This window comes from Lederbergia citri, assembly GCF_018343625.1.
Lineage (GTDB): Bacteria > Bacillota > Bacilli > Bacillales > Bacillaceae_C > Lederbergia > Lederbergia citri.
In genome coordinates, this window is the sequence record NZ_JAGYPG010000002.1 from 1085479 (window position 1) to 1109612 (window position 24134).

Genomic DNA, 24134 nt, shown 5'->3' on the forward strand with positions numbered 1-24134 from the left:
AAGATCCTTTGGTACAGAAATCAAACATCTTAAGACACGCAAGAAAATGGACAATTTATTTATTGATTACACTGTTGCCCTCTATTGTTATTAGTTATTTTTTGACCGAGCATGAGAAGCAAAATATTTTAACTAAGTATCATATGAAAGCAAGCCAGTGTGCTAAAATTCATGCGAGCAATTTAAATAATTTCATCGGCGAAACAGTTGGTAGATTAGAAATGCTGTCTACTTTGATCAACACCCAGCACGATGATTTGGATAATATTTATGAAATTTTAAAAGAAACCCATGAACAGGACGATCGCTTTTCTGGCCTTTATCTAGTTGACCTTAATGGGGATTTTGTTGTAAGCACGAACCCATTAAATCATTATGTAAATGTCAGCGACAGAGAGTATTTTCAAGAATCACTTAAAACAGGAGAAACAACTTTTTCACAGACACATATAGGGCGAGTTTCGAAGCGAGCTATCATAACGGCAGCCACTCCTGTTAGTAGAGAAACACTTACAAAAGGTGTTCTGCTCGTCAGCATTAGACTGGATGAGGTAGAAAAATCAATTAAAAATATATTAAAAGATGAAATTATTATTGTTAAAAATGAAACAGGAAAAACAGAAATTGAGACAAGTACACCTATCCCAAATGAACATTATATTGAGGACAGCACCGAAGTTGCACATATTCCATGGACAATAACAGCAAAAGTTATAAATGATGAAGCTGACTCATTCTGGAACATCTTTTTTTATTACTTTGTAATCGTAATGTTTATTATAAACTTATTATATTTAGTAGTTTTTTATTTTCTATTGCATAAAAAAGAAAAAATAGAAAAAGAGCAAATTGAACATCAAAAACTAGAATTGTTGGCTAAACTTGCTGCTAGTACGGCACACGAAATTAGAAATCCCTTAACTGGTATTAAAGGCCTTATATCTTTATTGAGTGAAGAAAATCATGACCAAAAGTCACAATTTTATTTTGGCGTGATACAAAATGAAATAACTCGAATAAATGCGATTGTCAGTGAATTGCTATTACTAGGACGCCCTACAGCTTATACATTTGAAATTTGCGATGCTAACAACGTTGTTAAAGAGATCGTACCGATTATACAATCAGAAGCTAATTTTTCGAATGTGGAATTATGTGTGAAGTACTCTGAACAAAAGCTTCCTTTATCATGTGTAAAAGATCAAATTAAACAAGTGCTGTTAAATCTCACTAAAAACTCTTTACATGCAATGGAGTTGGAGGAGAAAGGAAAGTTAACGATCGAGCTAGAAAAAGTACATGATGATTGCGTTATTCAAGTCATCGACAATGGAAAAGGAATTCCTAGAGATAAGCTCGATCAAGTATTTAGTCCCTTCTTTACCATGGATGAAGACGGATCAGGATTAGGATTGACCGTTTGTAAAAGAATTATAGATTCCCATGATGGCACGATTACTATCCAGAGCATTGAAAATAAAGGAACTCATATCGAAATTCGCTTACCATTGCATAAGTTGATAAAGGAGTTGGAATAATCCACTCCTTATTTTTTTGTCTACCTTTATTTAAAAACTCTCAACTAACAAATAGAAACCAGTGAACAGTAGGATGATATATGTAAAAATTCTGAACGCATATTGATTTATTTTTACGAATAAAAGTTGTCCTAAATATAAACCTATCATCACAAACGGCAATGCATATCCGCTTGATACCCATACTGTTTTATTCGTTCCTGCAAAGACTACTTGAATTAATAAACTAAACAAGTATATAAACAAATAAAATGCCAATGTCGTAGCTCGCAATTTTTCTTTTTCGGAACCAATTCCTGAAAAATAAAGCAAAAGTGGAGGCCCTGGCATTCCAATGCTTGTTGTCAGGAGTCCAGATAAACCCCCCGCCGTAATGTCTCTTCCTTTTGTCTGTCTTATCCTTACATTAAAAATTAATAACAACGTTAGAATGAGGATAATGATGCTAATACTGAGTTTTAATTTATTCATATCTAATAATAAGAAGATGATTATCCCAATTGGAAGTCCAGCAACGCTTCCTGTGATTAACCTTTTTAACGCGCCATAATCGATATCTTTAAAAATCTTATAAATTAATGCGCATGAAATAACTAAAGATAAAATAAGATTGATTTGAATAGCTTCTCTAGCTTCAAAAATCATAAGAAGAAATGGTGTAGCCAAAATGGAAAAACCAAAACCTGTGCTAGTTTGTAAAATAGAAGCCACTAGGATGATGATGATGAATATTAAAATTGTATCCAAACAAGCACCTTCTTTTAAATTTCATTTCTCTTATTATATATTATAAAGTTATAGATGATTGCGAATTTTTCCATTTTCAGTACATATTAATTGACCTAATGTCTGGCTTGTGGCTTATTGTAATAGTGAGAACATCTAAAAGGGGGATTTTCCGTGAAGTACTTTCCAATTAAGAACACAAATTTAAACGTTTCCAACATCATTATGGGAAATATGCGTATAACGCAACTTTCTCTATCTGAAATTGAAAGTTTAATCCTTACTGCGATGGATGAGGGAATCAACTTCTTCGACCATGCGGATATTTATGGTGGAGGAAAATGTGAGGAATTGTTTGCTGATGCGATTCAAATGAATCCTAGCATTCGTGAAAAAATGATTTTACAAAGCAAATGTGGAATTCGACAAGGCTACTTCGACTTTTCAAAAGAGCATATCATTACATCTGTTGATGGTATTTTAAAGCGTTTAAAAACGGATTATCTCGATATATTACTGCTTCACCGTCCTGATCCGCTAATGGAGCCTGAAGAAGTGGCGGAAGCTTTTGATGAATTGCATAACAGCGGGAAAGTAAAATATTTTGGGGTTTCAAACCATAATCCTGCTCAGATTGAATTACTTCAAAAATATGTATCACATAAACTAGTAGTGAACCAACTACAACTCAGTATTGCACACACACCAATGATCGATTCTGGAATAGCGTTGAATATGAATGTCGATCAATCAATCAATCGCGACAGCAGCATATTGGAATATTGCCGTCTGCATGATATCACGATTCAAGCATGGTCCCCTTACCAAACTGGATTCTTTAAAGGGCCTTTCTTGGGCGATACGGAGAACTTCCCTGAGTTAAATGAAGTGATTGATAAAATTGCTGAAAAATACGAAGTGACCAACACCGCAATCGCTACTGCATGGATTACACGCCATCCTGCGAATATCCAAGTAGTGCTTGGAACAACGAATGCGGGTCGGTTAAGTGATGCTTGTAAAGGTTCTGAGATTCCACTTACAAGAGATGAATGGTACCAAATTTACAAAGCAGCTGGGAATATTGTTCCTTAATTTTACTTACATGAAAAGAGTCCGTTTTGGAGTTATTTACTCCGGAACGGACCTTTTATTTAGTAAGTTAGTTGATCTAGGGTTTAGGATCGATTATAAGCGAATTATTATCAATTTTCCGGAATCTATTGGATCTTTCACTGAAGCTATTCGATGATTATTACAGCCCATAAGACATTTCACGATTCTATTAGATCATTTAAGCACCTATTAGCCATTTTGAGATTCTATTAGATGATTCGGCGTCCTATTAGACGTTTTGATATTCTATTAGATGATTTGGGAGCCCTATTAGACGTTTTGATATTCTATTAGAGGATTTAGGCGCCCTATTAGCAATTTTGAGATTCTATTGGCTAATTCATAATATTGCCCTGTTAATAGCTTTCATATCTTTTAAACAAGTATACGGTTAATACAAAAATACACAGTATGAGGGCAACGCTAGAAAACATCATACTCCCAAAAGAATCTCCCCATGTTCCTGTTGCTAAATAAGAGCTTGCATGACTCAATGCATTTGAAGGACTCCACCCCATAAACTTTGGCAAAAGTGAACCACATAACGAGATAGACGCTACGGCAAGAAGGCTAGCCCCTGCCACACCACCAATTTTTTTAAAGATTGTTCCCCCTAGCAGTGTAATCGTTAATGTAAATAAAATCCATATACTGTATACTCCTAAACTAGCGAAGAAATGACTTATTTCTACTTTATCGAATAAAAGATTTGTATAATAATATGACAATCCGTAACCAATGATAAAAGAGGCTAAAAGAATAATGGCGTTGGCGACCCATTTGCTGGCGATATATTGATAGGCTTGAACAGGACGCGCCATGACTAAAGAAAGTGCTCCGCTATTTCTTTCTTGAACAATACTTCCCATTACACTTAGAACGAAAATCGCAGTACCAATCGTTCCCAGTTGTGATAAAGTGCCCGCCAACACTTCAGCTCCGGTTGGAACAGGGATCTCTATTACAGCTCCTTCTGGAAGATTTCCAGCCTTCTCCAAAATTTGCGGCATATAATATGAGGTTATTGGTTGAGAAATACATAGTACGCTGAGTACAATCGGCAGCCAGATTAACTTTTTATCTCTCCATGCTTCTAACAACTCTTTATTTAATAGCGTAAGAAATGTACTCATTGATTTACCACCTCCATATAAGCGTCTTCTAATGTATGATTCTTTACTTCAAAGCGGTTGATCGTCATGTTGTTTTTAATACAATCTTCAAGCAAGTGATTTCGACTTGCATCAATCAATTTTATTTCTGCCGACGTTTCAGAGGTGAGAATAAATTCCTTTATATACTCTTTCGATTTTATCCAGTTTTCCAATTTCTCTTCCGTTGAGAGGATAAATGTTTCCTCGGTGTTCCGCTTCCTTAACGCATCTAGAGTTCCGGCCCATCTCACCGTACCATCTTTCAGCATAACGATGTGATCACAAACTTGTTCTGCATCATGTAACACATGAGTAGAAAATAAGATGGCCATCTTATTTTTGAGTTCCATCATCATATTAAGGACATCACGTCGTCCCGATGGATCGAGAGCGGATACTGGTTCATCCAAAATAAGCAGCTTCGGATCATGGAGCATTGCTTGAGCGAGGCCGAGCCTTTGTTTCATCCCTCCAGAAAACCCACCAATCTTCTTGTTCTTGGCATCCTCTAATCCAACGAAAGAAAGCATTTCGTTAATTTTTTTCTGCAATTCTCTTTTTGTAAGATGAGAAAGTTTTCCCGCAAAATGCAAATATTCAGTTGCTGTCATCCAAGAGAAAAATGCAGGATACTGAGGCAAAAAGCCAATTTCTTGCCGATCAATACTCGTTCTACCTTGGAAAACAATCTTTCCAGATGTAGGAGTTAACAATCCTGATAGCATGCTCAGCGTTGTCGTTTTACCTGATCCATTTGGACCTAAAAGTGCAATACACTGTCTATCCTCAATGTTTAATGTCAATTCATTGACTGCTAAGTGATTCTTATATTTCTTCGATAATTTTTCTACTGATAATAGCATTTCGATTCTCCGATCAATATTTTTTCTTTCCGATGATAAAATAAAGAACCGGCCCCACAAGATTTAAGGCAACAATAATTATTATCCATAACCATTTTGGACCGTTTGTTTCCTCTTCTTTGATACAACTAGTAAGTGCAAAAGCCATTAAAATCAATTGTAAAACTACTAACGGAGCAATAACTTCCCATGAAATTGGCATATTACTCTTCCTCCATTTTTAATTTTTTTCTATAAGGGCGGATCACGATGAAGTAATAAAAAATGAGCGGGGACGGACAATGTATTAATCCCCATAGTCCCCATAGCCAAGCAAGTGCCCCCTTTTTCTTGGCATCAATAAATAATAGAATACTTTGTGTTAGTAAAATCGGAGCTGCAATCAATATGGAAATCGACAGTTCAGAATCCATTATTCTCAACCCCATTTCCCCTTTTTTTACGCTTGCTTTCAGCGATTAACATAATCGGGATAAAAACAAACGCGCACCCCTGGACCCACAAAAAAACAGGCGGCATTTTAAAAGTAAATACGATATAGGAGGTTAAGATGACAAAGGCTGTGACTAAAAACATAATCAACTCGCGAATAAATGCCCTTTTTCGTTGAGCTTTAAACTCATTTAAAGTATTTAACAGTTGATAGCGCTCCGGAACTACCGGTTCATATACATCTTCCAGTTTTTCCATATCTTTCTTAAAACGGTTCAACCATTCATCTTCATTATGATTCTTCATCACGACCACTCCTTTCGAATTCGTTTTATTCCATTATGCACCCGCGTCTTAACCGTTCCTTCTTTAATGCTTAGCATTTCAGCAATTTCAGGATAGGTAAATCCATAATAATGTCTTAGCAATATGGGAGCTCGAATATCCGGATCCAATTCAGCAAACTGATTCATATATTCTGCCCACTCATGGCCCCCCATTGAAACATCCCACTTTACCTTGCGAATAACATCATCTTTTGCCTTTTCTAAACGTTTCCGTTCACGTTTTATTTTTCGTTGATGATCGATATAAACCCGTGAAGCAATAGATATAAGCCAAGTTGAAAACTTTGAATCACCTTTAAAATGTTGTAAATGAATATAAGCTTTCAACATTGTTTCCTGGGTTAAATCTTCCGTTAGTCCAGGATCGAGACTTAGCTTAATTAAATATTTATATAGGAACGTATAGTTATTTTGAAAAAGTGATGTAAAAGCTTCATCATTCCCCTTTTTCGCTGATGCTATTAACTTTCTCTCTTCTACCTGCTCCAACGAAAGACGAACCCCCTCTTTATTCGCTTCTAATCATTTGACGCTCAATTTTTAGCAATCGTTCATTTTGATTTAAAAATTTATTATTTCTTTAATAATTAACAAAAAAGAGTTGCCAAAACGTATTTGCAACTCATAAATCGTAATTAAAAATCGTCGTTATAATTTTCATCATCATCATAATAGTATTCATCTTCATAGCTCTCATCATCATAATAATCGTAATCATCATCTTCATAATCTTCGTAATCATAGTAGTCGTCATCGTCTTGGTATTCGTCATCTATATAATCATCGGTATAATCCCAGTCATACTCATCTTCATAGCTATCTCCATACTCACCCCAATACGGAAACTCATATTGATGGTAATCTTCATATTCATCACTGTATTCTCCACCGTCAAAATAATAGTCATTGCCAAATAGATCTTGATAAAACAATTGTCCTGCATCATTGTTGAAGAGAGCAGCAATTTCTTCAAAACTCATTGGAGAACTAACCCATCCGTTAATAATATCTATTACTTGTATAATTGGGATGCTAAAGGCAATATTTGTTTCACGATTATCACGGGCTGAATTAATGGCGATTACTTTTTCGGTTTTTTTATCAATGAGTGGTCCGCCACTGCTTCCAGGTGCAATTGGAGCGGAAATTTGATAAATTCCATCATATGTATGTGGCGGAATAACGAAGCTCCGATTTATACCACTAATATTTCCTAACGTTGCCGTATTTTCAAAACCTCTCGGACTTCCTAAAGCAATAACTTCGTCTCCTAACTTTGTTCCATTTCCTTCCTCTAATTCAAGCGGAGTCCTTCCCGCCAAATGATCGACTCGAATAACAGCAATATCAATTTCATTACTATAACCAATAACCTTTCCATCGAATTCTCTTCCTTCGTAATTGCGGATTAAAACGTTTACACTACCTTCCACAACATGCGCATTCGTCAAAATGTCTCCATTCCTATTTATCAGGAATCCCGATCCTTGGCCAAAGTCATTGAATATAGTAAACACTTTTGGTTGTGCTTCTTCTATAATTTTTGAAACTTCTTTTGGCGGAGGTGAAGTTTCTTGAGTTTTCACTTCTACAAGCTGTGTTGAGGCAGATTCTGAATCCTCTTTTTTAACTTGTTCTATCCGTATCTCTTGCCTATTTTTATTTAATTCCAAACTAAGAAAATAAAAAACCCCAATACAAAGTAAAGCTGTCAAAGCTATAAGCGGAACCCATACTTTATTTTTCCCATTTACCTTTTTTCCACATTCGGAACAATACTTAGATTTTTGCTCAAGGGAGGCCCCGCACTTTGTGCAATACAAATTAACCACTCCTGTCAGAGGACTATTTACCTATTACTAGTTTATTTGGAAATCATTGACCATTCAATCTATTTTTCTATTATATTTATAAAAAAAAGCTTCACTCCTTAGCTAAAAGGAATGAAGCTATTTAAAATCAATTTTGTCAATGAATAGGATTTATTTTAAAATCTCAGTTTCTATTAATTTAAATTCCGTAACATCCACAATTCCTCTATTAGAGATACGAATTTCTGGTATGACCGGAAGTGCAATTAGTGAAAATGTCATAAATGGTGCATGGATCGGGCAACCAATTTCTTTCCATGCTTGTTCGAGCTCTTGAACCTCTTTAACAACAGTTTCCAGAGGCTGGTCGGACATGAGACCTGCAATTCGCATGCTTACTTTTGCAAGGACTTTTTGATTTTCTACTACAATCATGCCTCCTCCCATTTTAGCAAGTTCATTTGCAGCAAATGCCATATCTTCGGGATTCGTCCCCATCACTAGCAAGTTATGGCTATCGTGGGCAACTGTAGAAGCGACTGCTCCTTTTTTCAACTGGAACCCATGAGCAAAACCGAGTGAAATTTGTCCCGTCGCATGATGACGCTCAATACAAGCAAGCTGTAAAATATCTTTTTCTACATGCGGTTGGATTACACCATCCACTACTTGCAAGTTCGATGTCATTTTTTCAGTACGAGCGCTGTTTTCAATGATTTTTATGACATTAACCTCTGTTGTTCCTTCGGTTTTACTTTTTAACAAAAAGTCATTAGGATTAAGTTCTGATTTAAGATTAATTGAATTACGCACATGCTCTGGATAAATAAATGTAGGGAATTGTTTTACAAGTGCTCCGTTATTAAAAACGACTTCCCCATCCGTAATGACTGTCTCCGGCTCGACTTTATGAAGATCTTCGATGATTAAAATATCTGCGCATTTTCCAGGTGCAATCGCCCCTAAATCTTGATCTAATTTATAATATCGTGCCACATTAATTGTTGCCATTTGAATTGCTGTTACAGGATCAACACCTTCTTCAATCGCGCGGCGGACGACATGGTTTAAATGCCCTTTTTCAATAAGTGTTTGTGGATAAACATCATCTGTTACTAAGCTGATATTGTCGGTGTTCACTTTATCTTCTGTGACTACTTTGATCACTTCTTTGACATCATGCCAAGCAGAACCTTCACGGATCATGAGATGCATACCCATTCTAACCTTCTCAAGTCCCTGTTCTCTCGTGACAGTTTCATGGTCAGAGGTGACTCCTGCTGCAATATAAGCTTGAAGCATTTGTGGATCATCTGCAGGAAAATGCCCCGTTACCGTTTTATTCGCTTTAATTGTTTCCTCAATTTCTCCGCACATAAGTGGATCTCCGAAAACAACCCCAGGGAAGTTCATTACCTCACCAAGCCCAGCTACATTTTCCCATTGTAAACCAGCTTTTATATCTTCTACACTTAGTGATGCACCCGTATCTTCAAAGTCTGTTGTTGCTGGAACACATGACGGAAACGTTGTGAACACTTTTAATGGGAGCTGTTGCCCTTCCTCATGCATCAAACGAACACCTTCAACACCAAAAACATTAGCAATTTCATGTGGATCCATGAATATACCCGTTGTTCCTTTAGGCAAAGCGGCTTTTGCAAATTCCGTTACAGAAAGCATCGTACTTTCCACGTGCATATGACCATCCAATAAGCCTGGAGCAATGTATTTTTGATTAGCATCAATCACTTTTGTTTGATCACCAATCGTATGATCTGCATTCCCTATATACGCAATTCTTCCTTGAGAGACAGCGACATCCATGTTTTCAAGTAATTCACCAGTGAATACATTCACTAACGTACCATTTTTTATCACTAAATCAGCCTTTTCTATTCCTCTCGCAACCTTGGAAAGTTGCTGACTAACCTCATATAGTTTTTTTCTATTGCTTTGCATAGATGTCACTCTCCCATCGATATTAGAAAATAGGGAATGCCCATATATTATGTGCATTCCCATTCTTTGGATTCTCAAAAAACTTTATATTATTCTACAGCCCAACCTAGATATGCAATGAATACTACAAATAACACGTACATAATCGGATGAACTTCTTTATATTTACCTCTGAATACCATTGTTAATGGATAAAGGATAAATCCTAGGGCGATACCCGTTGAAATGCTATAAGTTAAAGGCATAGTAACGACAGTCAAGAAAGCTGGAATCGCAAATTCAAATTCATTCCATTTGATTTCAGCCAATGCTGAAGACATCAAGATACCAACTACGATTAAGGCAGGAGCCGTAACTTGCGGCGTAACAACACTTAGCAAAGGTGAGAAGAACAACGCTAAGATGAATAGTCCTGCTGTTACGATAGATGTAAAACCAGTACGTCCACCTGCTGCAACACCAGAAGTTGATTCTACATAAGAAGTAGTTGTAGAAGTTCCTAAAACAGCACCAATCATCGTTGCAATTGAGTCAGCAGACAAAGCACGTCCGATTCTAGGCAATTTTCCATCGACTAATAATCCTGCTTGACGAGTAACAGCTAATAATGTACCTGCTGTATCAAAGAAATCTACAAACAATAATGTAAAAATAACAACAAGCATATGAGGTGTGAATATATCACCTAAATGACTGAACATAGCACCAAAAGTTGGCTCAAGACTTGGAATTGGCGCAATCACTCCAGATGGCAAATCGATAAGGCCAAAAATGATACCTGCAACGGAAGTAACGATCATTCCGTAAAAGATTGCTCCTCTAAAACGTCTAATCATAAAAAATGCAGTAACAATCAAACCAAAGATAGCTAGTAATGTTGTTGGAGCAGTGATGTCCCCAAGAGCGACAATCGTTGTACCAGGCTGAGCTTCTTTTACAATCCCGGCATTTTGAAAACCGATAAAAGCAATAAACAAACCGATACCAGATGCAACTGCAAGCTTCAATTGTTCAGGAATTGCATTGATAATTGTTTCGCGAATTTTTGTTAATGTTAAAATGAAGAAAATAAGACCAGAAATAAATGTTCCTGCTAAAGCTGTTTGCCAAGGAATACCCATTCCTAATACAACTGTAAAAGCAAAGAAAGCATTAATTCCCATTCCAGGTGCTAGAGCAACCGGATATTTCGCCCATAACCCCATGATTAAACATGCAAGAGCAGAAGCAAGACCTGTTGCTACGAAAATAGCACCTTGATCCATACCTGTTGCACTTAAAATGGATGGATTAACGAACAGAATGTATGCCATCGCAAGAAATGTTGTAAGACCTGCAACCGATTCTTGACGGTAGTTCGTGTTCAATTCCTTAAAATTAAAATAACGATCCATGATTTTCCTCCTAAGTTCCAATGTAAAATGCTAAGAAAAGCGCAAGCGCCTTGCCCATCGACGTACAAACTTCAGGGCTATCGACTGAGATAAAGGAAACACGACGAGCCAAAAAGGCGAGTCGATGTTGACTTATCGTAGGGAGATGGACAAGAAGTTTGCTAGTCGATAGGCGCTATAGCTAAACACAAAAAACCCGGGTACAATGTCTACCCAGGTTCCGATCTACGTTGATGAACGAAGAAAATGACGTTAAAAAAGAAAAATAATGACAACAGCCAAACATATCATTTTCACTGTTCTTCATGTAGTCCGGTATTTTACGGTTACCTGGTAGAGACACTTGAGCCATATTCTCAAGCATATACATTGAATGAACTTTTATTTAATTGTTTTCTATATTTCTATTAATAGCATAAAAGTCCTATATTGGTCAATACAAAAGACGAATATTTTTATTTTTAAATTAGGTAATGTTCGTGAATCATATGATTTTTCTAGTATTACTTAGCGAAATTTGTCGGATGACTACGATGTCAAATCTAGATTAATAAAATGATAACAGAAATAGATTCTTTATTGAACAATAAATGTTTTATCCTATTTTAAGTTAAATACAATCAGCCTTTAATGAAGTTTAATGACTTCTATTAGATTTTTTGAAATTCTACTAGACGATTTAAAAGATCAATCAGATGTTGCACAATTGTTATATGATATTCTTAATACTGGAAACAATTGATATGTTTCATGTTAAATTTTTGACATTCCTTTCCTTCTGAATTATTTTTTCACTACAAATCATGTGTTATAATAACCTAGAAAATGATGCAATTTGTTCAACACGCATCAATTGAACCTATCCAAAATGTTGTATACTTTTTATTTTGAAAGTGAGTGTTCAGAATGGGCCGTAAATGGAACAATATTAAAGAAAAGAAAGCGTCTAAGGATGCGAATACAAGTCGTATTTATGCAAAATTCGGGCGTGAAATATATGTAGCTGCTAAGCAAGGGGAACCTGATCCAGAATCGAATCAGGCGTTAAAAGTCGTGCTGGAACGCGCAAAAACATATAATGTTCCGAGAGCGATTATCGATCGAGCGATTGAAAAAGCAAAAGGCGGATCTGAGGAAAATTATGATGAGCTTCGCTATGAAGGGTTTGGACCAAACGGGTCGATGGTCATCGTTGATGCTTTGACCAATAATGTAAATCGTACCGCGTCTGAAGTCCGCGCTGCTTTTGGAAAGAACGGCGGCAATATGGGTGTCAGTGGATCTGTTGCTTATATGTTTGACGCAACAGCCGTCATTGGGATAGAAGGAAAAACAGCGGATGAAGTGCTCGAACTATTAATGGAAGCAGATATTGATGTTAGAGATATTACTGAAGAAGATGAAACGGTCATTGTATATGCTGAGCCAGATCAGTTCCATGCAGTTCAGGAAGCTTTAAAAGAAGCAGGAATCACCGAATTTGCAGTTGCAGAGCTTACTATGCTAGCTCAAAACCATATAACTTTACCGGAAGATGCACAAGCACAATTCGAAAAAATGATCGACGCATTAGATAATCTGGAAGATGTTAGCCAAGTTTACCACAATGTTGATTTCCCAGAAGAATAAGAATGAAAGCAGACCCTAGCTACGAATAAGGGTCTGCTTTTTTGTTGATTTCTGCACCAACGCTTTCTAGTTCCTTATTTCTTTCCTCATAAAAAGCGCATATGATATTCCAAAGCAAATTAGTGTCGCAGCAATAAGTGCAATAAGTTGTGGCGTGATCAATAATAGACTTTGACTTAATGGAAGTGCACCCGGAATGGCACCCACCACTTGCTCCATTGTCATCGGCCCAAGTGTTCTAATAGAAGGAGTCAATAAAATCGTCGTTGCTTCGCTAAACAATTGACTCGGTGAAATCCGCATTAAATTTTGGACCAGTTCTGTTGTTGATGGATCAAGTGCATCCTGGCTTTGGGACACTTTGGATATAAGATTGACGATCATGGAATAAAAAATTGAAAAAAATAACCAAACCGCTATGCTGCTTAATGCTGAAGTAGCTGCCTGCTTAAAGCGAATCGAGAAAAGAATCGATAAATTAACCCAAAACGCGATATAACAAATACTTAAAACAAGAAAACTGATAATCCGTAAGAATTCATCTGGTGTTGGCGGAATTCCAATCATCAAGACGCCTAGGGCAATGACTAAAAATCCTAAGGAAAATAATAAAGCACTAATCACCAAGATGGCCGCAACGAATTTTGCATTGATGATATAATCGCGAGGGATTGGTTGAGACACTACCCTACTTAATGTCCCTTTACTATACTCGGAGTTGACCGCATCAAAGCCAAGAGCGATTCCGAGTAAAGGACCGATAAAACTGACGAATACGAAAAACGGCGGTAACGAGCCATCCGAGATTGTAAATAATTTTAAAAACAAAAATGTATCGTTCGCATCAATACTCTCAGCAGCATCGCGAATTCCAGAGAGCGCCGTATACAGTGAGCCAAAACATGTCAAGGCAAGTAATACGACCAAAATATTCACACGCCAGCTCAAAATATGATCAGAAACTTCCTTTTGAACAAGCACCCAAAAAGAATGGGGGTAGGATTTTCCTGCTCTCTTTTGAGGCAGCTCTATACCATTTTTATATGATTCAATTATTTTCACTTTTCACCAGCCCCCTCAAAATAGCGCTGATAAATTTCATCTAAGCCAAGCTGCTCTTGGGATACAGAGGTTAGCCTGCAGCCTTTTGCCATGATTATCTCTAAAATATGTTGTAATGAACTTTCTTTCTCGGTCCAAATTTTCAGTTCATCATGATCAAGGCTTACTCTGTGAACCCCATCGACTAATTTAATTTCCTCTATAATTAGTGAGTTAAGCTGTGTTGCCTTTAATTTGATTTGATGCCCTTCCTCACCAAACAGCTGATTCGCCAATGAATCAACTGTTCCTTCAGCAAGAAGATTACCATTTACAAATAAGCCTACCCGATCACAAATTTGCTGTACTTGATGAAGCTGGTGAGACGATAACATGACGGTGATCCCCTGCTCCTTGCTCAATGTTCTAATGAGATCAAGTAATTCCTGCACACCTTTAGGGTCAATTCCAAGTGTTGGCTCATCCAAAATAATCACTTCTGGATCTTTTATTAATACATCGGCAAGCCCAAGTCTTTGCTTCATCCCTCTTGAATAGGTGCCTGCCTTTTGATTGGCTGCATACGATAATCCAACTTGTTCAAGAAGAGATAATGCTTTTTCACGTCCTTCTTTTCGTGACTTTCCATTTAATGCGGCAGTAAACATTAAGTTTTCCAATCCAGTTCGATTTTCGTAAAAACCAACTTGATCTGGGAGATATCCTACCTTTCTTTTTACGAGTAGTGGCTCATTTGTTGAGTTATGCCCACAAACGAGGACTTTCCCTTCAGTCGGTTCCGCAAGTCCTAAAATCATTAAAATCGTAGTAGATTTTCCTGCCCCATTTGGGCCAAGAAGTCCAAAAACTTCCCCTTTATTAATTTTTAAATCAAGTTTATTTACCGCCATCTTCTCTCCATATTTCTTCGTTAACCCTTGAATGGAAATAATCTCATTCATTTTTATCTCCTCCCATATTTACGGATTAGATAAAAAATGCCTCCGATTACTCCAACAATAATTAAAATACCAACCCATCCCCAAACGAGCGATGTTTTTACAGAAATACGAAACTGGGCATTTGAGCTTTTTTCTGGAGCTGAAGCCGTCATTTCGACGACATAGTCTCCAGCAATGGCTTTGTCACTTGCTTGAATCGTCGCTTTAACAGTCTCAGTTTTTCCTGGCTCTATTGATGAAATTTTCATTGGTGAGAAGCTTACATCCCAGCCTTGTGGTGTATTTGCCGAAAGTGTAACGTCATTTAACGGTGCTGTTCCTGTGTTTTTCACAGCAACGCTGATTGTTTTTTCGCGACCTGCCGTAATATTCTCACTAAGTTTACCCGAAGGGGTAGATAATTCAATTCCATATGTTCCCGTAATAACAGCTTCAAGCTCCATATCTGCTGAAGTTGAATCATTGATGGCTCCTACAGGGATTTTATACGTATCCGCTTCAACTTCTGTTGGAGGTGTGAGGCTAATGGTTATACTTTTTGTTGCATTTGATTCAACTTTAACTGATGAAACACTATCTCCATCTGCTTTAAAATCAACTGCCCATCCTCTAGGAGCTTTTGCAACTAATGCATAGTTTTGCTCATGGCCGGTACGGTTTTTTAATTGTGCTGTATATTCAAATTTAGTATCAGAATGTCCTTGTAAATTCGGCTGTTCAGTTGTAAATTCCGTCGTAAATGTACCTTGTTCGCTCACTGTCACTAACATAGGAAGATTAGACTTTATACCATTGGATGACGTAGCCACTGCATTAAATTTATAATCTCCCTTTTCTACCTTTAAAGGAACAGATAATTCAATCGTTAATGATTTCGTTTCACCGGGCTTAACGGATAATTCCTTAAGATCCCATCCTTCTGATGTGACAGTATACTTCCAATCTTTTGAAATGTCCTCCAAGGATACTTTCACTTGCTGGATGGAAGATGTATGATTGGTCACGTCAAAAGCATAGGAAATGGATTCGCCTGGTGTCACCGATATTCCTGTGTAAGGAGTGTACAATTCAATTCCTTCTGCCGCAAACGTCGTTTTCGTCGGAAGAGAAAAAGGTACTAGCAATAACAACAAGGCAAAAATGGAAAATAATTTTTTTAACATGGTTATGCCCCCTTAATTAGCTTTTTATTTTCGGTACGCATAACTCTCGATTTTGGATTTACTTTTTTAACATTTTTATAACTTCTCAGATTAAAAAATTTTTGTTAAATATATGGTAAGGATATTTTTAGAATGGCGGTGACATTGTGAGTGATGTATCAGTGGAAAGCCGAAATTTGTTAGAAGGAATTGCAAATGGCTCAGCCAGCGCGTTCGAATTATTCTACGATCGGTACTATGCCTTTGTATATTCAGTTGCGTATAAAATTTTACAAGACAAACTGGAAGCAGAGGATATGTGTCATGATATTTTTATAGAAATAAGCCAGAAAGCACACACATATGACTCTTCGAAAGGAAGTGTCGAGGCATGGCTCGCAATTAGGACACGAAGCCGCTGCGTAGATCTAATCAGGAAAAAAAGGGACGTTTTATCAGATGAGGTCGAGGCGAAGAAAGAAAAGGCATCTAATGAAAGTTATCTTCCCGTCGATGAAATAGTCATACAAAATTTAGATAAACAGCTAATTGTAAACGCAATGAATAGTTTGCCAGACTCTCAGAGAAACGCTATCTATGGGAGCTACTTTCAACAATACACACAAAAGGAACTTTCTTCGTACTTAAAAGTCCCACTTGGAACGGTTAAGTCTCTTGTTCGATACGGTATTAAAAATCTGCGCAAACAATTACTGCCCAGCTCCTTGAAAGGAGATGATAAATCATGAGTTGTCCTCATTGGACCGATGAACAAATGATTGATTTTATCCTTGGTAAGTCAAGTGAAGAACATAGAGTAGCGATTCAGAAATCAATAACGGGTTGTGAAGAATGCCACGCCAATTATTTGGTATGGAAGGATACTCTTCCTCATGAGGAATTGTTAGAGCCTTCTAAACTTTTGAAGAAGCGAGTAATGAACAGCTATAGATCAAATACGAAGGAGAAGCTGCGTTTTCGACCATCCCTCTTCTGGAAAGTATCAAGTATTGCCGTCATAGGAATGGCATTACTATTCGTTGTTTTATTTGACGTATTTCCAAAACAAAGTACAGATCCTATTACAGATCATTCAATGTTTGTCATGAATGATGATACAGATATTTATGAATTGCAACCCCAAATGAGCCAGCCAACGCCAACAAAAGGATATGCATGGATAAACAACCGAACAAAAGAAGTTTATTTGTTTGTTGATGGACTGCCACCGCTGGAAAATAAAGATTATCAAGCCTGGGTGAAAACTTATAACGGGTTATATGATGCGGGAATTATACAGTTGCTAGGCGAAAGAGGACAATTGTATCGAAAAAGTGAACAGCTAGAAAGAATAGAGTATATTATCGTAAGTGTGGAACCTAAAGGAGGAAGCCGCGTCCCTACGGAGGAATATTTACAGGTCATTAAGGTTAAGGCGAAAAAATCCGATTATTAAATGAAGCACTATTAAATTCCATCTAATAAAAACCGGACGAGATATTTCTCGTCCTATATTTATTTTAAAAAATACAGTCACTTCAAGAAAATCTCCTTGTACCTGGCTTAGCCCATATAACGCGGATCATATTAAAATAATAACTTTCGATTCGATCAACGGATAAACCCGATTCCCTAGTCATTTCTAAAATATCTCTCGTATGATGACACCCAATCGTTCGATATAGAATAGGGTTAAGTATTTTTTGAATGGATGCCACGAATCGATTAGTGCTAATTCCGTGCTCCAGAAGCAAAATCTTCCCACTGGGCTTGCACCATTGCTGGATTTTCCCCATCATGATCAGAGGATTTTCATAGCTGCAAAATGATAGAGTGGAAACAATCGTATCAAAGGAATGATCCTCAAATTGGAGTTCTTCTATATCTGAACAGATGAATTCCGCATTTACATGATTAATTTTAGCGGCGTCCTTTGCCCTTTCTAACATCGCCTTACTAAAATCAGCAGCTGTCACTTTTACCTCAGGTGGATAATACGGAAAATTAGCCCCTGCTCCAACTGCTAACTCAAGCACTTCTCCCTCCGCTTTATTAATGAGACTTTTTCGCATTTTTTGTTGTTTCTCTGATTCTCTATTTTTTTCGTACCGAATTGCTTGTTTATCAAATATACGAACGAGTTTTTTCTTTTCCACCCTTCCCTCTCCCTTTCTTCGTTCTATTTAATTTCAATAGTACATGACAGAATTCCTTTTTCCTAGATAACGATGGGACCTTGTAATCAATTATTAATAGAACGGTTCATAAGTCTCATTTTTTTCCAAAGTCTTTTCGTTATAATATTTGTAATTTCGAGGAGGTGTGTTAAATAGTGAAAAGATTTAGAAGGGGCTTTTATATGATTTTTGCCATTTTAGTAGTTTTAGCTTGTTCACTTCCAGGAAATACACATCTTACAAAAGCAAAAGAAAATGAAGGATCCACAAAGGTTCAGCCAGGAATTGAAGTGTTATTGGAAAGCCATCTCGATTGGATTAAAGGAAAACGAGTCGGACTCGTTACGAATCCAACAGGTGTTGACAGCAATCTTGTTAGTACGGTCGATATATTATATGAACACCCTGATATAAACTTAACTGCATTGTTTGGGCCTGAACACGGAATTCGTGGTGATCAGCCAGCAGGCGCTTATGTAGAGTCATATATTGATGAACGCACAGGACTGCCTGTTTATAGCCTATATGGTTCGACTTGGAAGCCGTCGAAAAAAATGCTAGAAAACGTGGATGTACTTTTATTCGATATTCAAGACGTTGGCTCCAATGTGTATACATACATTTATACTCTTGGATTTGTGATGGAAGCAGCGGCCGAGTACGATAAAGAAGTCATTGTGCTTGATCGGCCAAATCCAACGGGAGGCGTTCGTGTTGAAGGTCCTGTTCGTACACCTGATACAGTTAGCTTCATGGGAAGATTCCTCCTTCCTGTTCGTCACGGGATGACAGTTGGAGAACTCGCAACGATGTGGAATCATGAATATAACCTTGGTGTCAATTTAAAGGTAGCAAAAATGAAAGGTTGGAAAAGAACGATGCACTTCGAAGACACTGGGCTTCCTTTCGTTTTGACATCCCCTAATATACCAACAACTGAAACAGCATTTTTATATACAGGTACTGAATTGCTAGATGATACCTCTCTATCGACAGGACTTGGGACAACAAAACCGTTCGAATTACTGGGTGCTCCTTGGATTAACGGCGAAGATTTAGCAGATGATCTGAATGGACGAAAAATAAAAGGTGTTTCTTTCCGAGCCGCTTATTTTACTCCGATGTTTGGCAATTACCAAGGCCAGCGTTTGGGTGGTGTACAAGTTCATATTGAAAATGAAAGCGCTATAAATTTAGTTGAATTAGGGCTTCATATAGTGGATGCAATGAAGGATCAACATCCTGAAAAATTCAAAATTACCTCCTCTTATGATTCTTTAATTGGGGACAAAAGGGTTCGCCCAATGATATTAGAGGACCGTTCTGTTGAGGAGATTACAAATCTATGGAAAGATGAATTGAATGATTGGGTTCATAATGTTAGAAATCATTATTTATTGTACGGTCCTTATCCAGAAAAAGCTCAACCATATAAAAATAAGGGTGTGTTAGGAATCTTTCCGTATGATTTAGAATTGGCGCCCGGGCAGTCCAAGGATTTGACCGTGATAAGTTTTGATAAAGATGGAAAAAAAATTAATATCGAACCTTCCTTATTATCATGGAAAGTTGAAGGAGATGTTGGTTCGATTAATGGAAATACATTTACCGCGGAGAAAGCAGGCACAGGCTTAGTTACCCTCAACTATAAAGATTTACAAGGCAAACGATCTGTTATCGTTGCCCAAAACATCATTAACAATATTCGACATAGCGTTAATCCAGGCTATGCAAGGGTCGTGTTCGACCTAAATAAAAATACAGATTACCAAATTTCAGAAGAAAAGGGATTACTTATTTTAACTGTCCCTTATGCAGAAATTGGCCCTCCCCTCTCGACCAATGAAAATAAGACGATTACAATCGCAAACAGCCCTATCATTTCTAAGGTAACGTTTGATATCGTAAACGGGCATACATTTGAAGCACGCTTCCACTTAAAAGTGGACAAAGTAAGATATGAGGATCCCTATTTTTCAAACCGAATTGTCATTGATTTAATGAATAATTAGACCAAAAAAGCAGGTGAGAATGTTCTCACCTGCTTAACTAAATTAATTCGAATCCGGTTCCAATCGGCTCATAAACTCTTCCATCGGGCTATACCCTTGTTGCCTTAAATACCAATTATTAGCCGCTGCTTCAATTAGTCCAGCGACATCGCGTCCTGGCTGAAGCTGAATTTCAATGTGAGGAATGCGGACTCCCATATATTCAGTAAATTTCGGCTCTACTTCCAAATCATTATACAACGAATTCTCCCGCCATTTTGTCAGCTCAATATCTAATGCAATGCGTGTTTCATCTTGGAATGCCCTTCTTCCATATAAGCGGACTACATTTAGTAGCCCAATGCTGCGGAGGGCAAGAAATTCCTTATTACTTTCGTTATGTGTTCCAAGAAGAGTTTGTGGGCTAAGTTTCTTAAGCATAACGATATCATCAGCGATTAGCCGATGCCCACGCCGAATCAAAGTATGTGCCGTTTCACTTTTGCCGACACCTGATTTCCCACGGAGTAAAATACCCATCCCTGACACATTAACACAAACACCATGGATACACATTTCTTGCGCCAATTCTTTTATCATAAAAGCATCGAGCTTGGCAATAAATTCAGATGTTCGTTCTTGTGTATGCAGCAACGGAATTCCTTCCTCCGAGCAATATCGTGTTAAATACTCCAGCCCTTCCTGACCCGCAGTCACGATAAAGCAAGGTGGATGGTATTTGACAATATTCCCAATCCGAAGTTTCCTTTCACTTTTATTAAGAGTATGTAAGTAAGTTATTTCTGTTCTGCCGAGAATCTGTACTCGTTCCATTGGAAAAAAATCAAAATATCCGACAAATTCCAAACCTGGACGATGTGCCTTTGGTTTCGTAACTGTTCGCTGCAGTTCATTTTCTCCCGCCAATACTTTCAATGAAAATTTTCTTACTAATCTTTCTATCGTTATCACACTCATATACCCCACACCCATTCCTTATATCATCAAAACAATACTTTGTTCGACACATCACAAACTTAAACCTACTAAAAAATATAAAACACATTGATCCGAACATTTTCTTGCATCTTAGTGCAAAATTATAACACATTTCAACTAAAGTTTGGAAGCATTTACAAAATCGTCAAATATTATTTTAAAAAAATTATTTCCCCCCAAAAAAATATATTTTCTTCAACAATTGAAAAAGAGAATTTGATTCTTTATAATTAAAGTGAGTAATCACTCACTAAAAGGAGACTTGAAAATGCCATCGACTATTATTGTTGATTCCGTAAGCAAAAGCTTTGGTAATAAAGTAGTCTTAAACAAGATTGATTTAACCGTTGAGCCTGGGCAAATATACGGACTAATCGGTCCCTCCGGATCAGGAAAAACAACTTTAGTTAAGATCATCGTTGGAATGGATCGTCCTACTGAAGGAAATGTTCACGTACTTGGTACAGCCGTACCAAATTTAAATTTATTGCAGGAAATGGGCTATATGGCCCAAGCCGATGCCTTATACAGTGATTTAACAGGTGAAGAAAATCTTGCATTCTTTGCTTCATTATTTAAGTTAAAAAAGAGCATGAAGAAAGAGCGAATTGCATACGCTGCCGAACTCGTCAATCTCACATCCCATCTCAAAAAGAAAGTTCGAGATTATTCAGGTGGTATGAAACGTAGATTGTCTCTTGCCGTTGCTCTTATCCAAGATCCCCAAGTTCTCATCTTGGATGAACCGACTGTTGGTATTGACCCCGAATTAAGGCAATCCATTTGGGCTGAACTCCGCTATTTGAAAGAAAAAGGGAAAACGATTTTAATTACTACCCATGTGATGGACGAGGCAGAAAAATGCGATCAACTAGCAATGGTAAGGGATGGAGAAATCATAACAAGTGGCTCGCCGAGTGAACTAAGAGAGAAATATGGAATTACTAGTTTAGAAGAGATATTTTTAAAAGCTGGAGGGAAAAGTGAATGAGAATACTAGCTTTAGTAAAACGAATCATCCAGCAGATGGTGCGGGATAAACGGGCTCTAGCGCTAATGATGGTTGCACCATTACTTATTCTAACCCTTCTACATTATTTACTTTCAGCAGAGACAACTACTCCTAGGCTCGGTGTGAATTTACCCAAAAATGACAATCTCATTGATTTGTTAAAAGAGAACGATCTTGAAGTTATTCATTATGGTGAGCTTAAAAATACTAAGTCATTCATCGAGGAACATGACTTAGACGGAGTTTTGGACGTTCAGAATGAATCCATCACATTAACTATTTTAAATGATGAAACTTCATCGGCAAAGGCTTTACAAATGAAAGTTCAGCAAAGCATCGCAGCCATAAATGCAAAAAAACAAGCCGAAAATATGGAGAAGTTCATTAAAGATATTCAGATTAAGTTGCAAGAAAAACCAGTGCCAATAGAACAAGTAAATGTGCCAACCATCCATACTAAATTTATTTACGGAGATACAGACACAACCTTTTTTGATCAATTAAGCCCTATTTTAGTTGGATTTTTTGTTTTCTTCTTTGTCTTCCTCATTTCTGGAATTGCATTATTGAGGGAACGCACGACAGGTACATTAGATCGTTTAATGGCCACACCTATTAGGAGATGGAATATTGTTCTTGGATATGTGCTTGGTTACGGCTTATTTGCTATTATTCAAACGTTAATTGTCGTCTTTTATGCAGTAAAAGTTTTGGATATGATGCTTATAGGTTCTTTATGGAATGTCATTCTCATTAATCTGACATTAGCTTTAGTTGCCTTGTCGCTTGGAATACTATTATCATCCTTTGCGAATTCTGAATTTCAAATGATGCAGTTTATCCCAGTTGCCATTGTGCCGCAAATCTTTTTCGCCGGTATTCTTCCCGTCGAAGGAATGGCCAACTGGCTGCAGATTATCGCCAAGTTCATGCCAATGTACTATGGTGGCAATGCTTTAGTTGATGTCATGTATAAGGGTTTGGGATTAAGCGAAATTAAAAATAATCTATTCGTCTTACTAGGCTTTGCCTTTATCTTCATCGTGTTAAATATTTTCGCTTTAAAAAAGTACCGAAAAATTTAAAAGGAGAAGACAATGTCTGAAAATGATTTTATAATTGAACAGATATTTGACAATGAAAATTTTACCGAAAAGCAAAAAAAAATCATTGAGGCAGCGATCGAATTATTTTCCGAAAAAGGCTATGCCTCTACTTCAACTAGTGAAATTGCCAAAAAAGCTGGAGTTGCGGAAGGTACGATTTTCCGGCATTACAAAACAAAAAAAGAGCTGCTTATGTCCATTGTAATGCCTCTTATAACAAAATTAGTTGGACCAATCGTCGTTAATGACTTCAATAAGGTATTGGATCGTCCTTATGATCATATTGAGGATTTTTTAAGAGCTACGATTGAAAATCGCAGAGCAGTTTTGAAGAAACTATTGCCTGTTATTAAAATTGTCCTTCAAGAAATCCCTTTTCAAGTGGAATTAAAGGAACATATTATTGAACAATTTGCTGAAAAAATATTTGGACTTTTCGTTAACAAAATCAAATTCTACCAGGAAAAAGGACAATTGATAGATATGCCTCCGAATAGTATAGCTAGGCTCATGCTTACGAATATTCTTGGCTACCTATTTTCACGTTACATCCTCTTCCCTAATTTTGAATGGGATGATGAACTTGAAACCGAGCGTACTCTTCAAACAATCCTGCATGGATTGAGTCCAAAAGAATAACGACAAAAACCACACTTTGCTGTGGTTTTTTTCATTTTTTGCGATCTAGAAATCAAAATGTAACACAATTCCTACGCTAGTGAAATATTCCTG

General features: G+C 37.2%; 24 protein-coding genes and 1 riboswitch. Of the genes, 9 read left to right on the forward strand and 15 right to left on the reverse strand.

Annotated elements, in window-relative coordinates:
• Positions 1 to 8: 8 nt before the first annotated feature.
• On the forward strand, positions 9 to 1538 hold the full coding sequence (locus KHA97_RS13880) for an ATP-binding protein (protein ID WP_213125308.1): 1530 nt from the start codon (positions 9 to 11) through the stop codon (positions 1536 to 1538).
• A gap of 30 nt (positions 1539 to 1568) precedes the next feature.
• On the opposite strand, the gene KHA97_RS13885 is transcribed toward KHA97_RS13880, so the two are convergent.
• Positions 1569 to 2285 (reverse strand): sulfite exporter TauE/SafE family protein, encoded by a 717-nt coding sequence (locus KHA97_RS13885; protein ID WP_213125309.1) that lies wholly within the window; start codon positions 2283 to 2285, stop codon positions 1569 to 1571.
• 153 nt (positions 2286 to 2438) lie between these two features.
• On the opposite strand from KHA97_RS13885, the gene KHA97_RS13890 reads away from it, so the two are divergent.
• Entirely contained in the window at positions 2439 to 3359 is a 921-nt protein-coding gene (locus KHA97_RS13890) for an aldo/keto reductase (protein ID WP_213125310.1), read from the forward strand.
• 377 nt (positions 3360 to 3736) lie between these two features.
• Here KHA97_RS13890 and KHA97_RS13895 read toward each other — a convergent pair whose 3' ends face one another.
• The 9 genes from KHA97_RS13895 to KHA97_RS13935 all read right to left on the reverse strand — a co-directional run bounded on the left by KHA97_RS13895 (position 3737) and on the right by KHA97_RS13935 (position 11343).
• On the reverse strand, positions 3737 to 4513 hold the full coding sequence (locus KHA97_RS13895) for an ABC transporter permease (protein WP_213125311.1): 777 nt from the start codon (positions 4511 to 4513) through the stop codon (positions 3737 to 3739).
• Positions 4510 to 5397, reverse strand: a complete 888-nt coding sequence (locus KHA97_RS13900) for an ABC transporter ATP-binding protein (protein ID WP_213125312.1) — start codon at positions 5395 to 5397, stop codon at positions 4510 to 4512. Before KHA97_RS13900 ends, KHA97_RS13895 begins: the two co-directional genes overlap by 4 nt.
• A 13-nt stretch (positions 5398 to 5410) precedes the next feature.
• Positions 5411 to 5599: a PLD nuclease N-terminal domain-containing protein gene (locus KHA97_RS13905; protein WP_213125313.1), complete on the reverse strand. Its 189-nt coding sequence runs from the start codon at positions 5597 to 5599 to the stop codon at positions 5411 to 5413.
• Between the two features lies 1 nt (position 5600).
• Positions 5601 to 5810, reverse strand: coding sequence for a transcriptional regulator (locus tag KHA97_RS13910; RefSeq protein WP_233713477.1), 210 nt, complete (start codon positions 5808 to 5810; stop codon positions 5601 to 5603).
• Positions 5800 to 6135 carry a YxlC family protein gene (locus KHA97_RS13915; protein WP_213125314.1) on the reverse strand — a complete coding sequence of 112 codons (336 nt, stop codon included), beginning with the start codon at positions 6133 to 6135 and terminating at the stop codon, positions 5800 to 5802. Before KHA97_RS13915 ends, KHA97_RS13910 begins: the two co-directional genes overlap by 11 nt.
• Positions 6135 to 6665, reverse strand: a complete 531-nt coding sequence (gene sigY / locus KHA97_RS13920) for an RNA polymerase sigma factor SigY (RefSeq protein ID WP_213125315.1) — start codon at positions 6663 to 6665, stop codon at positions 6135 to 6137. Before sigY ends, KHA97_RS13915 begins: the two co-directional genes overlap by 1 nt.
• Positions 6666 to 6811: 146 nt before the next feature.
• Complete coding sequence (locus tag KHA97_RS13925; protein WP_213125316.1) at positions 6812 to 8008, reverse strand: trypsin-like peptidase domain-containing protein; 1197 nt, start codon at positions 8006 to 8008, stop codon at positions 6812 to 6814.
• 150 nt (positions 8009 to 8158) lie between these two features.
• Entirely contained in the window at positions 8159 to 9949 is a 1791-nt protein-coding gene (gene ade / locus KHA97_RS13930; protein WP_233713479.1) for an adenine deaminase, read from the reverse strand.
• 89 nt (positions 9950 to 10038) lie between these two features.
• Positions 10039 to 11343, reverse strand: coding sequence for an NCS2 family permease (locus tag KHA97_RS13935; protein ID WP_213125317.1), 1305 nt, complete (start codon positions 11341 to 11343; stop codon positions 10039 to 10041).
• A 288-nt stretch (positions 11344 to 11631) separates the two neighbouring features.
• A riboswitch (purine riboswitch) is annotated at positions 11632 to 11733 on the reverse strand.
• Positions 11734 to 12249: 516 nt separating this feature from the next.
• Between KHA97_RS13935 and KHA97_RS13940 the strand changes: the two genes are divergently transcribed.
• Complete coding sequence (locus KHA97_RS13940; RefSeq protein ID WP_213125318.1) at positions 12250 to 12972, forward strand: YebC/PmpR family DNA-binding transcriptional regulator; 723 nt, start codon at positions 12250 to 12252, stop codon at positions 12970 to 12972.
• Positions 12973 to 13038: 66 nt separating this feature from the next.
• Here KHA97_RS13940 and KHA97_RS13945 read toward each other — a convergent pair whose 3' ends face one another.
• The 3 genes from KHA97_RS13945 to KHA97_RS13955 are packed head-to-tail and all read right to left on the reverse strand — an operon-like array spanning position 13039 to position 16138.
• The gene (locus tag KHA97_RS13945; protein ID WP_213125319.1) at positions 13039 to 14034 is read right to left on the reverse strand and encodes an ABC transporter permease; all 996 of its coding nucleotides are present in this window, start codon (positions 14032 to 14034) and stop codon (positions 13039 to 13041) included.
• Positions 14031 to 14975: an ABC transporter ATP-binding protein gene (locus tag KHA97_RS13950; protein ID WP_213125320.1), complete on the reverse strand. Its 945-nt coding sequence runs from the start codon at positions 14973 to 14975 to the stop codon at positions 14031 to 14033. Before KHA97_RS13950 ends, KHA97_RS13945 begins: the two co-directional genes overlap by 4 nt.
• Before the next feature lie 2 nt (positions 14976 to 14977).
• A complete protein-coding gene (locus tag KHA97_RS13955) occupies positions 14978 to 16138 on the reverse strand; it encodes a COG1470 family protein (protein ID WP_213125321.1) in 1161 nt (386 codons plus the stop codon).
• A 146-nt stretch (positions 16139 to 16284) separates the two neighbouring features.
• Between KHA97_RS13955 and KHA97_RS13960 the strand changes: the two genes are divergently transcribed.
• A complete protein-coding gene (locus KHA97_RS13960; protein ID WP_213125322.1) occupies positions 16285 to 16866 on the forward strand; it encodes an RNA polymerase sigma factor in 582 nt (193 codons plus the stop codon).
• On the forward strand, positions 16863 to 17573 hold the full coding sequence (locus KHA97_RS13965) for an anti-sigma factor domain-containing protein (protein ID WP_213125323.1): 711 nt from the start codon (positions 16863 to 16865) through the stop codon (positions 17571 to 17573). Before KHA97_RS13960 ends, KHA97_RS13965 begins: the two co-directional genes overlap by 4 nt.
• An 82-nt stretch (positions 17574 to 17655) precedes the next feature.
• Here KHA97_RS13965 and KHA97_RS13970 read toward each other — a convergent pair whose 3' ends face one another.
• Entirely contained in the window at positions 17656 to 18273 is a 618-nt protein-coding gene (locus tag KHA97_RS13970) for a class I SAM-dependent methyltransferase (protein ID WP_213125324.1), read from the reverse strand.
• A gap of 176 nt (positions 18274 to 18449) precedes the next feature.
• Between KHA97_RS13970 and KHA97_RS13975 the strand changes: the two genes are divergently transcribed.
• Positions 18450 to 20306 (forward strand): exo-beta-N-acetylmuramidase NamZ family protein, encoded by a 1857-nt coding sequence (locus tag KHA97_RS13975; RefSeq protein ID WP_325167456.1) that lies wholly within the window; start codon positions 18450 to 18452, stop codon positions 20304 to 20306.
• A 42-nt stretch (positions 20307 to 20348) separates the two neighbouring features.
• On the opposite strand, the gene hprK is transcribed toward KHA97_RS13975, so the two are convergent.
• On the reverse strand, positions 20349 to 21263 hold the full coding sequence (gene hprK, locus KHA97_RS13980) for an HPr(Ser) kinase/phosphatase (RefSeq protein WP_213125325.1): 915 nt from the start codon (positions 21261 to 21263) through the stop codon (positions 20349 to 20351).
• 289 nt (positions 21264 to 21552) lie between these two features.
• Here hprK and KHA97_RS13985 point away from each other — a divergent pair, with 289 nt between their 5' ends.
• Genes KHA97_RS13985 through KHA97_RS13995 form a run of 3 tightly spaced genes read left to right on the forward strand, consistent with a single transcriptional unit; the run spans position 21553 to position 24041 of the window.
• Positions 21553 to 22275, forward strand: a complete 723-nt coding sequence (locus KHA97_RS13985; protein WP_213125326.1) for an ABC transporter ATP-binding protein — start codon at positions 21553 to 21555, stop codon at positions 22273 to 22275.
• A complete protein-coding gene (locus tag KHA97_RS13990; RefSeq protein WP_213125327.1) occupies positions 22272 to 23381 on the forward strand; it encodes an ABC transporter permease in 1110 nt (369 codons plus the stop codon). Before KHA97_RS13985 ends, KHA97_RS13990 begins: the two co-directional genes overlap by 4 nt.
• Positions 23382 to 23393: 12 nt before the next feature.
• Positions 23394 to 24041, forward strand: a complete 648-nt coding sequence (locus KHA97_RS13995) for a TetR/AcrR family transcriptional regulator (protein ID WP_213125328.1) — start codon at positions 23394 to 23396, stop codon at positions 24039 to 24041.
• Positions 24042 to 24134: the final 93 nt, after the last annotated feature.

Excerpts from the sequence above, each read along its gene's own strand:
- KHA97_RS13895 (WP_213125311.1), bottom strand. The coding sequence starts at position 4,513 with ATGAGTACATTTCTTACGCTATTAAATAAAGAGTTGTTAGAAGCATGG.
- KHA97_RS13900 (WP_213125312.1), bottom strand. The coding sequence starts at position 5,397 with ATGCTATTATCAGTAGAAAAATTATCGAAGAAATATAAGAATCACTTA.
- KHA97_RS13905 (WP_213125313.1), bottom strand. The coding sequence starts at position 5,599 with ATGCCAATTTCATGGGAAGTTATTGCTCCGTTAGTAGTTTTACAATTG.
- KHA97_RS13910 (WP_233713477.1), bottom strand. The coding sequence starts at position 5,810 with ATGGATTCTGAACTGTCGATTTCCATATTGATTGCAGCTCCGATTTTA.
- KHA97_RS13915 (WP_213125314.1), bottom strand. The coding sequence starts at position 6,135 with ATGAAGAATCATAATGAAGATGAATGGTTGAACCGTTTTAAGAAAGAT.
- ade (WP_233713479.1), bottom strand. The coding sequence starts at position 9,949 with ATGCAAAGCAATAGAAAAAAACTATATGAGGTTAGTCAGCAACTTTCC.
- KHA97_RS13935 (WP_213125317.1), bottom strand. The coding sequence starts at position 11,343 with ATGGATCGTTATTTTAATTTTAAGGAATTGAACACGAACTACCGTCAA.
- KHA97_RS13940 (WP_213125318.1), top strand. The coding sequence starts at position 12,250 with ATGGGCCGTAAATGGAACAATATTAAAGAAAAGAAAGCGTCTAAGGAT.
- KHA97_RS13950 (WP_213125320.1), bottom strand. The coding sequence starts at position 14,975 with ATGAATGAGATTATTTCCATTCAAGGGTTAACGAAGAAATATGGAGAG.
- KHA97_RS13955 (WP_213125321.1), bottom strand. The coding sequence starts at position 16,138 with ATGTTAAAAAAATTATTTTCCATTTTTGCCTTGTTGTTATTGCTAGTA.
- KHA97_RS13965 (WP_213125323.1), top strand. The coding sequence starts at position 16,863 with ATGAGTTGTCCTCATTGGACCGATGAACAAATGATTGATTTTATCCTT.
- hprK (WP_213125325.1), bottom strand. The coding sequence starts at position 21,263 with ATGAGTGTGATAACGATAGAAAGATTAGTAAGAAAATTTTCATTGAAA.
- KHA97_RS13985 (WP_213125326.1), top strand. The coding sequence starts at position 21,553 with ATGCCATCGACTATTATTGTTGATTCCGTAAGCAAAAGCTTTGGTAAT.
- KHA97_RS13990 (WP_213125327.1), top strand. The coding sequence starts at position 22,272 with ATGAGAATACTAGCTTTAGTAAAACGAATCATCCAGCAGATGGTGCGG.
- KHA97_RS13995 (WP_213125328.1), top strand. The coding sequence starts at position 23,394 with ATGTCTGAAAATGATTTTATAATTGAACAGATATTTGACAATGAAAAT.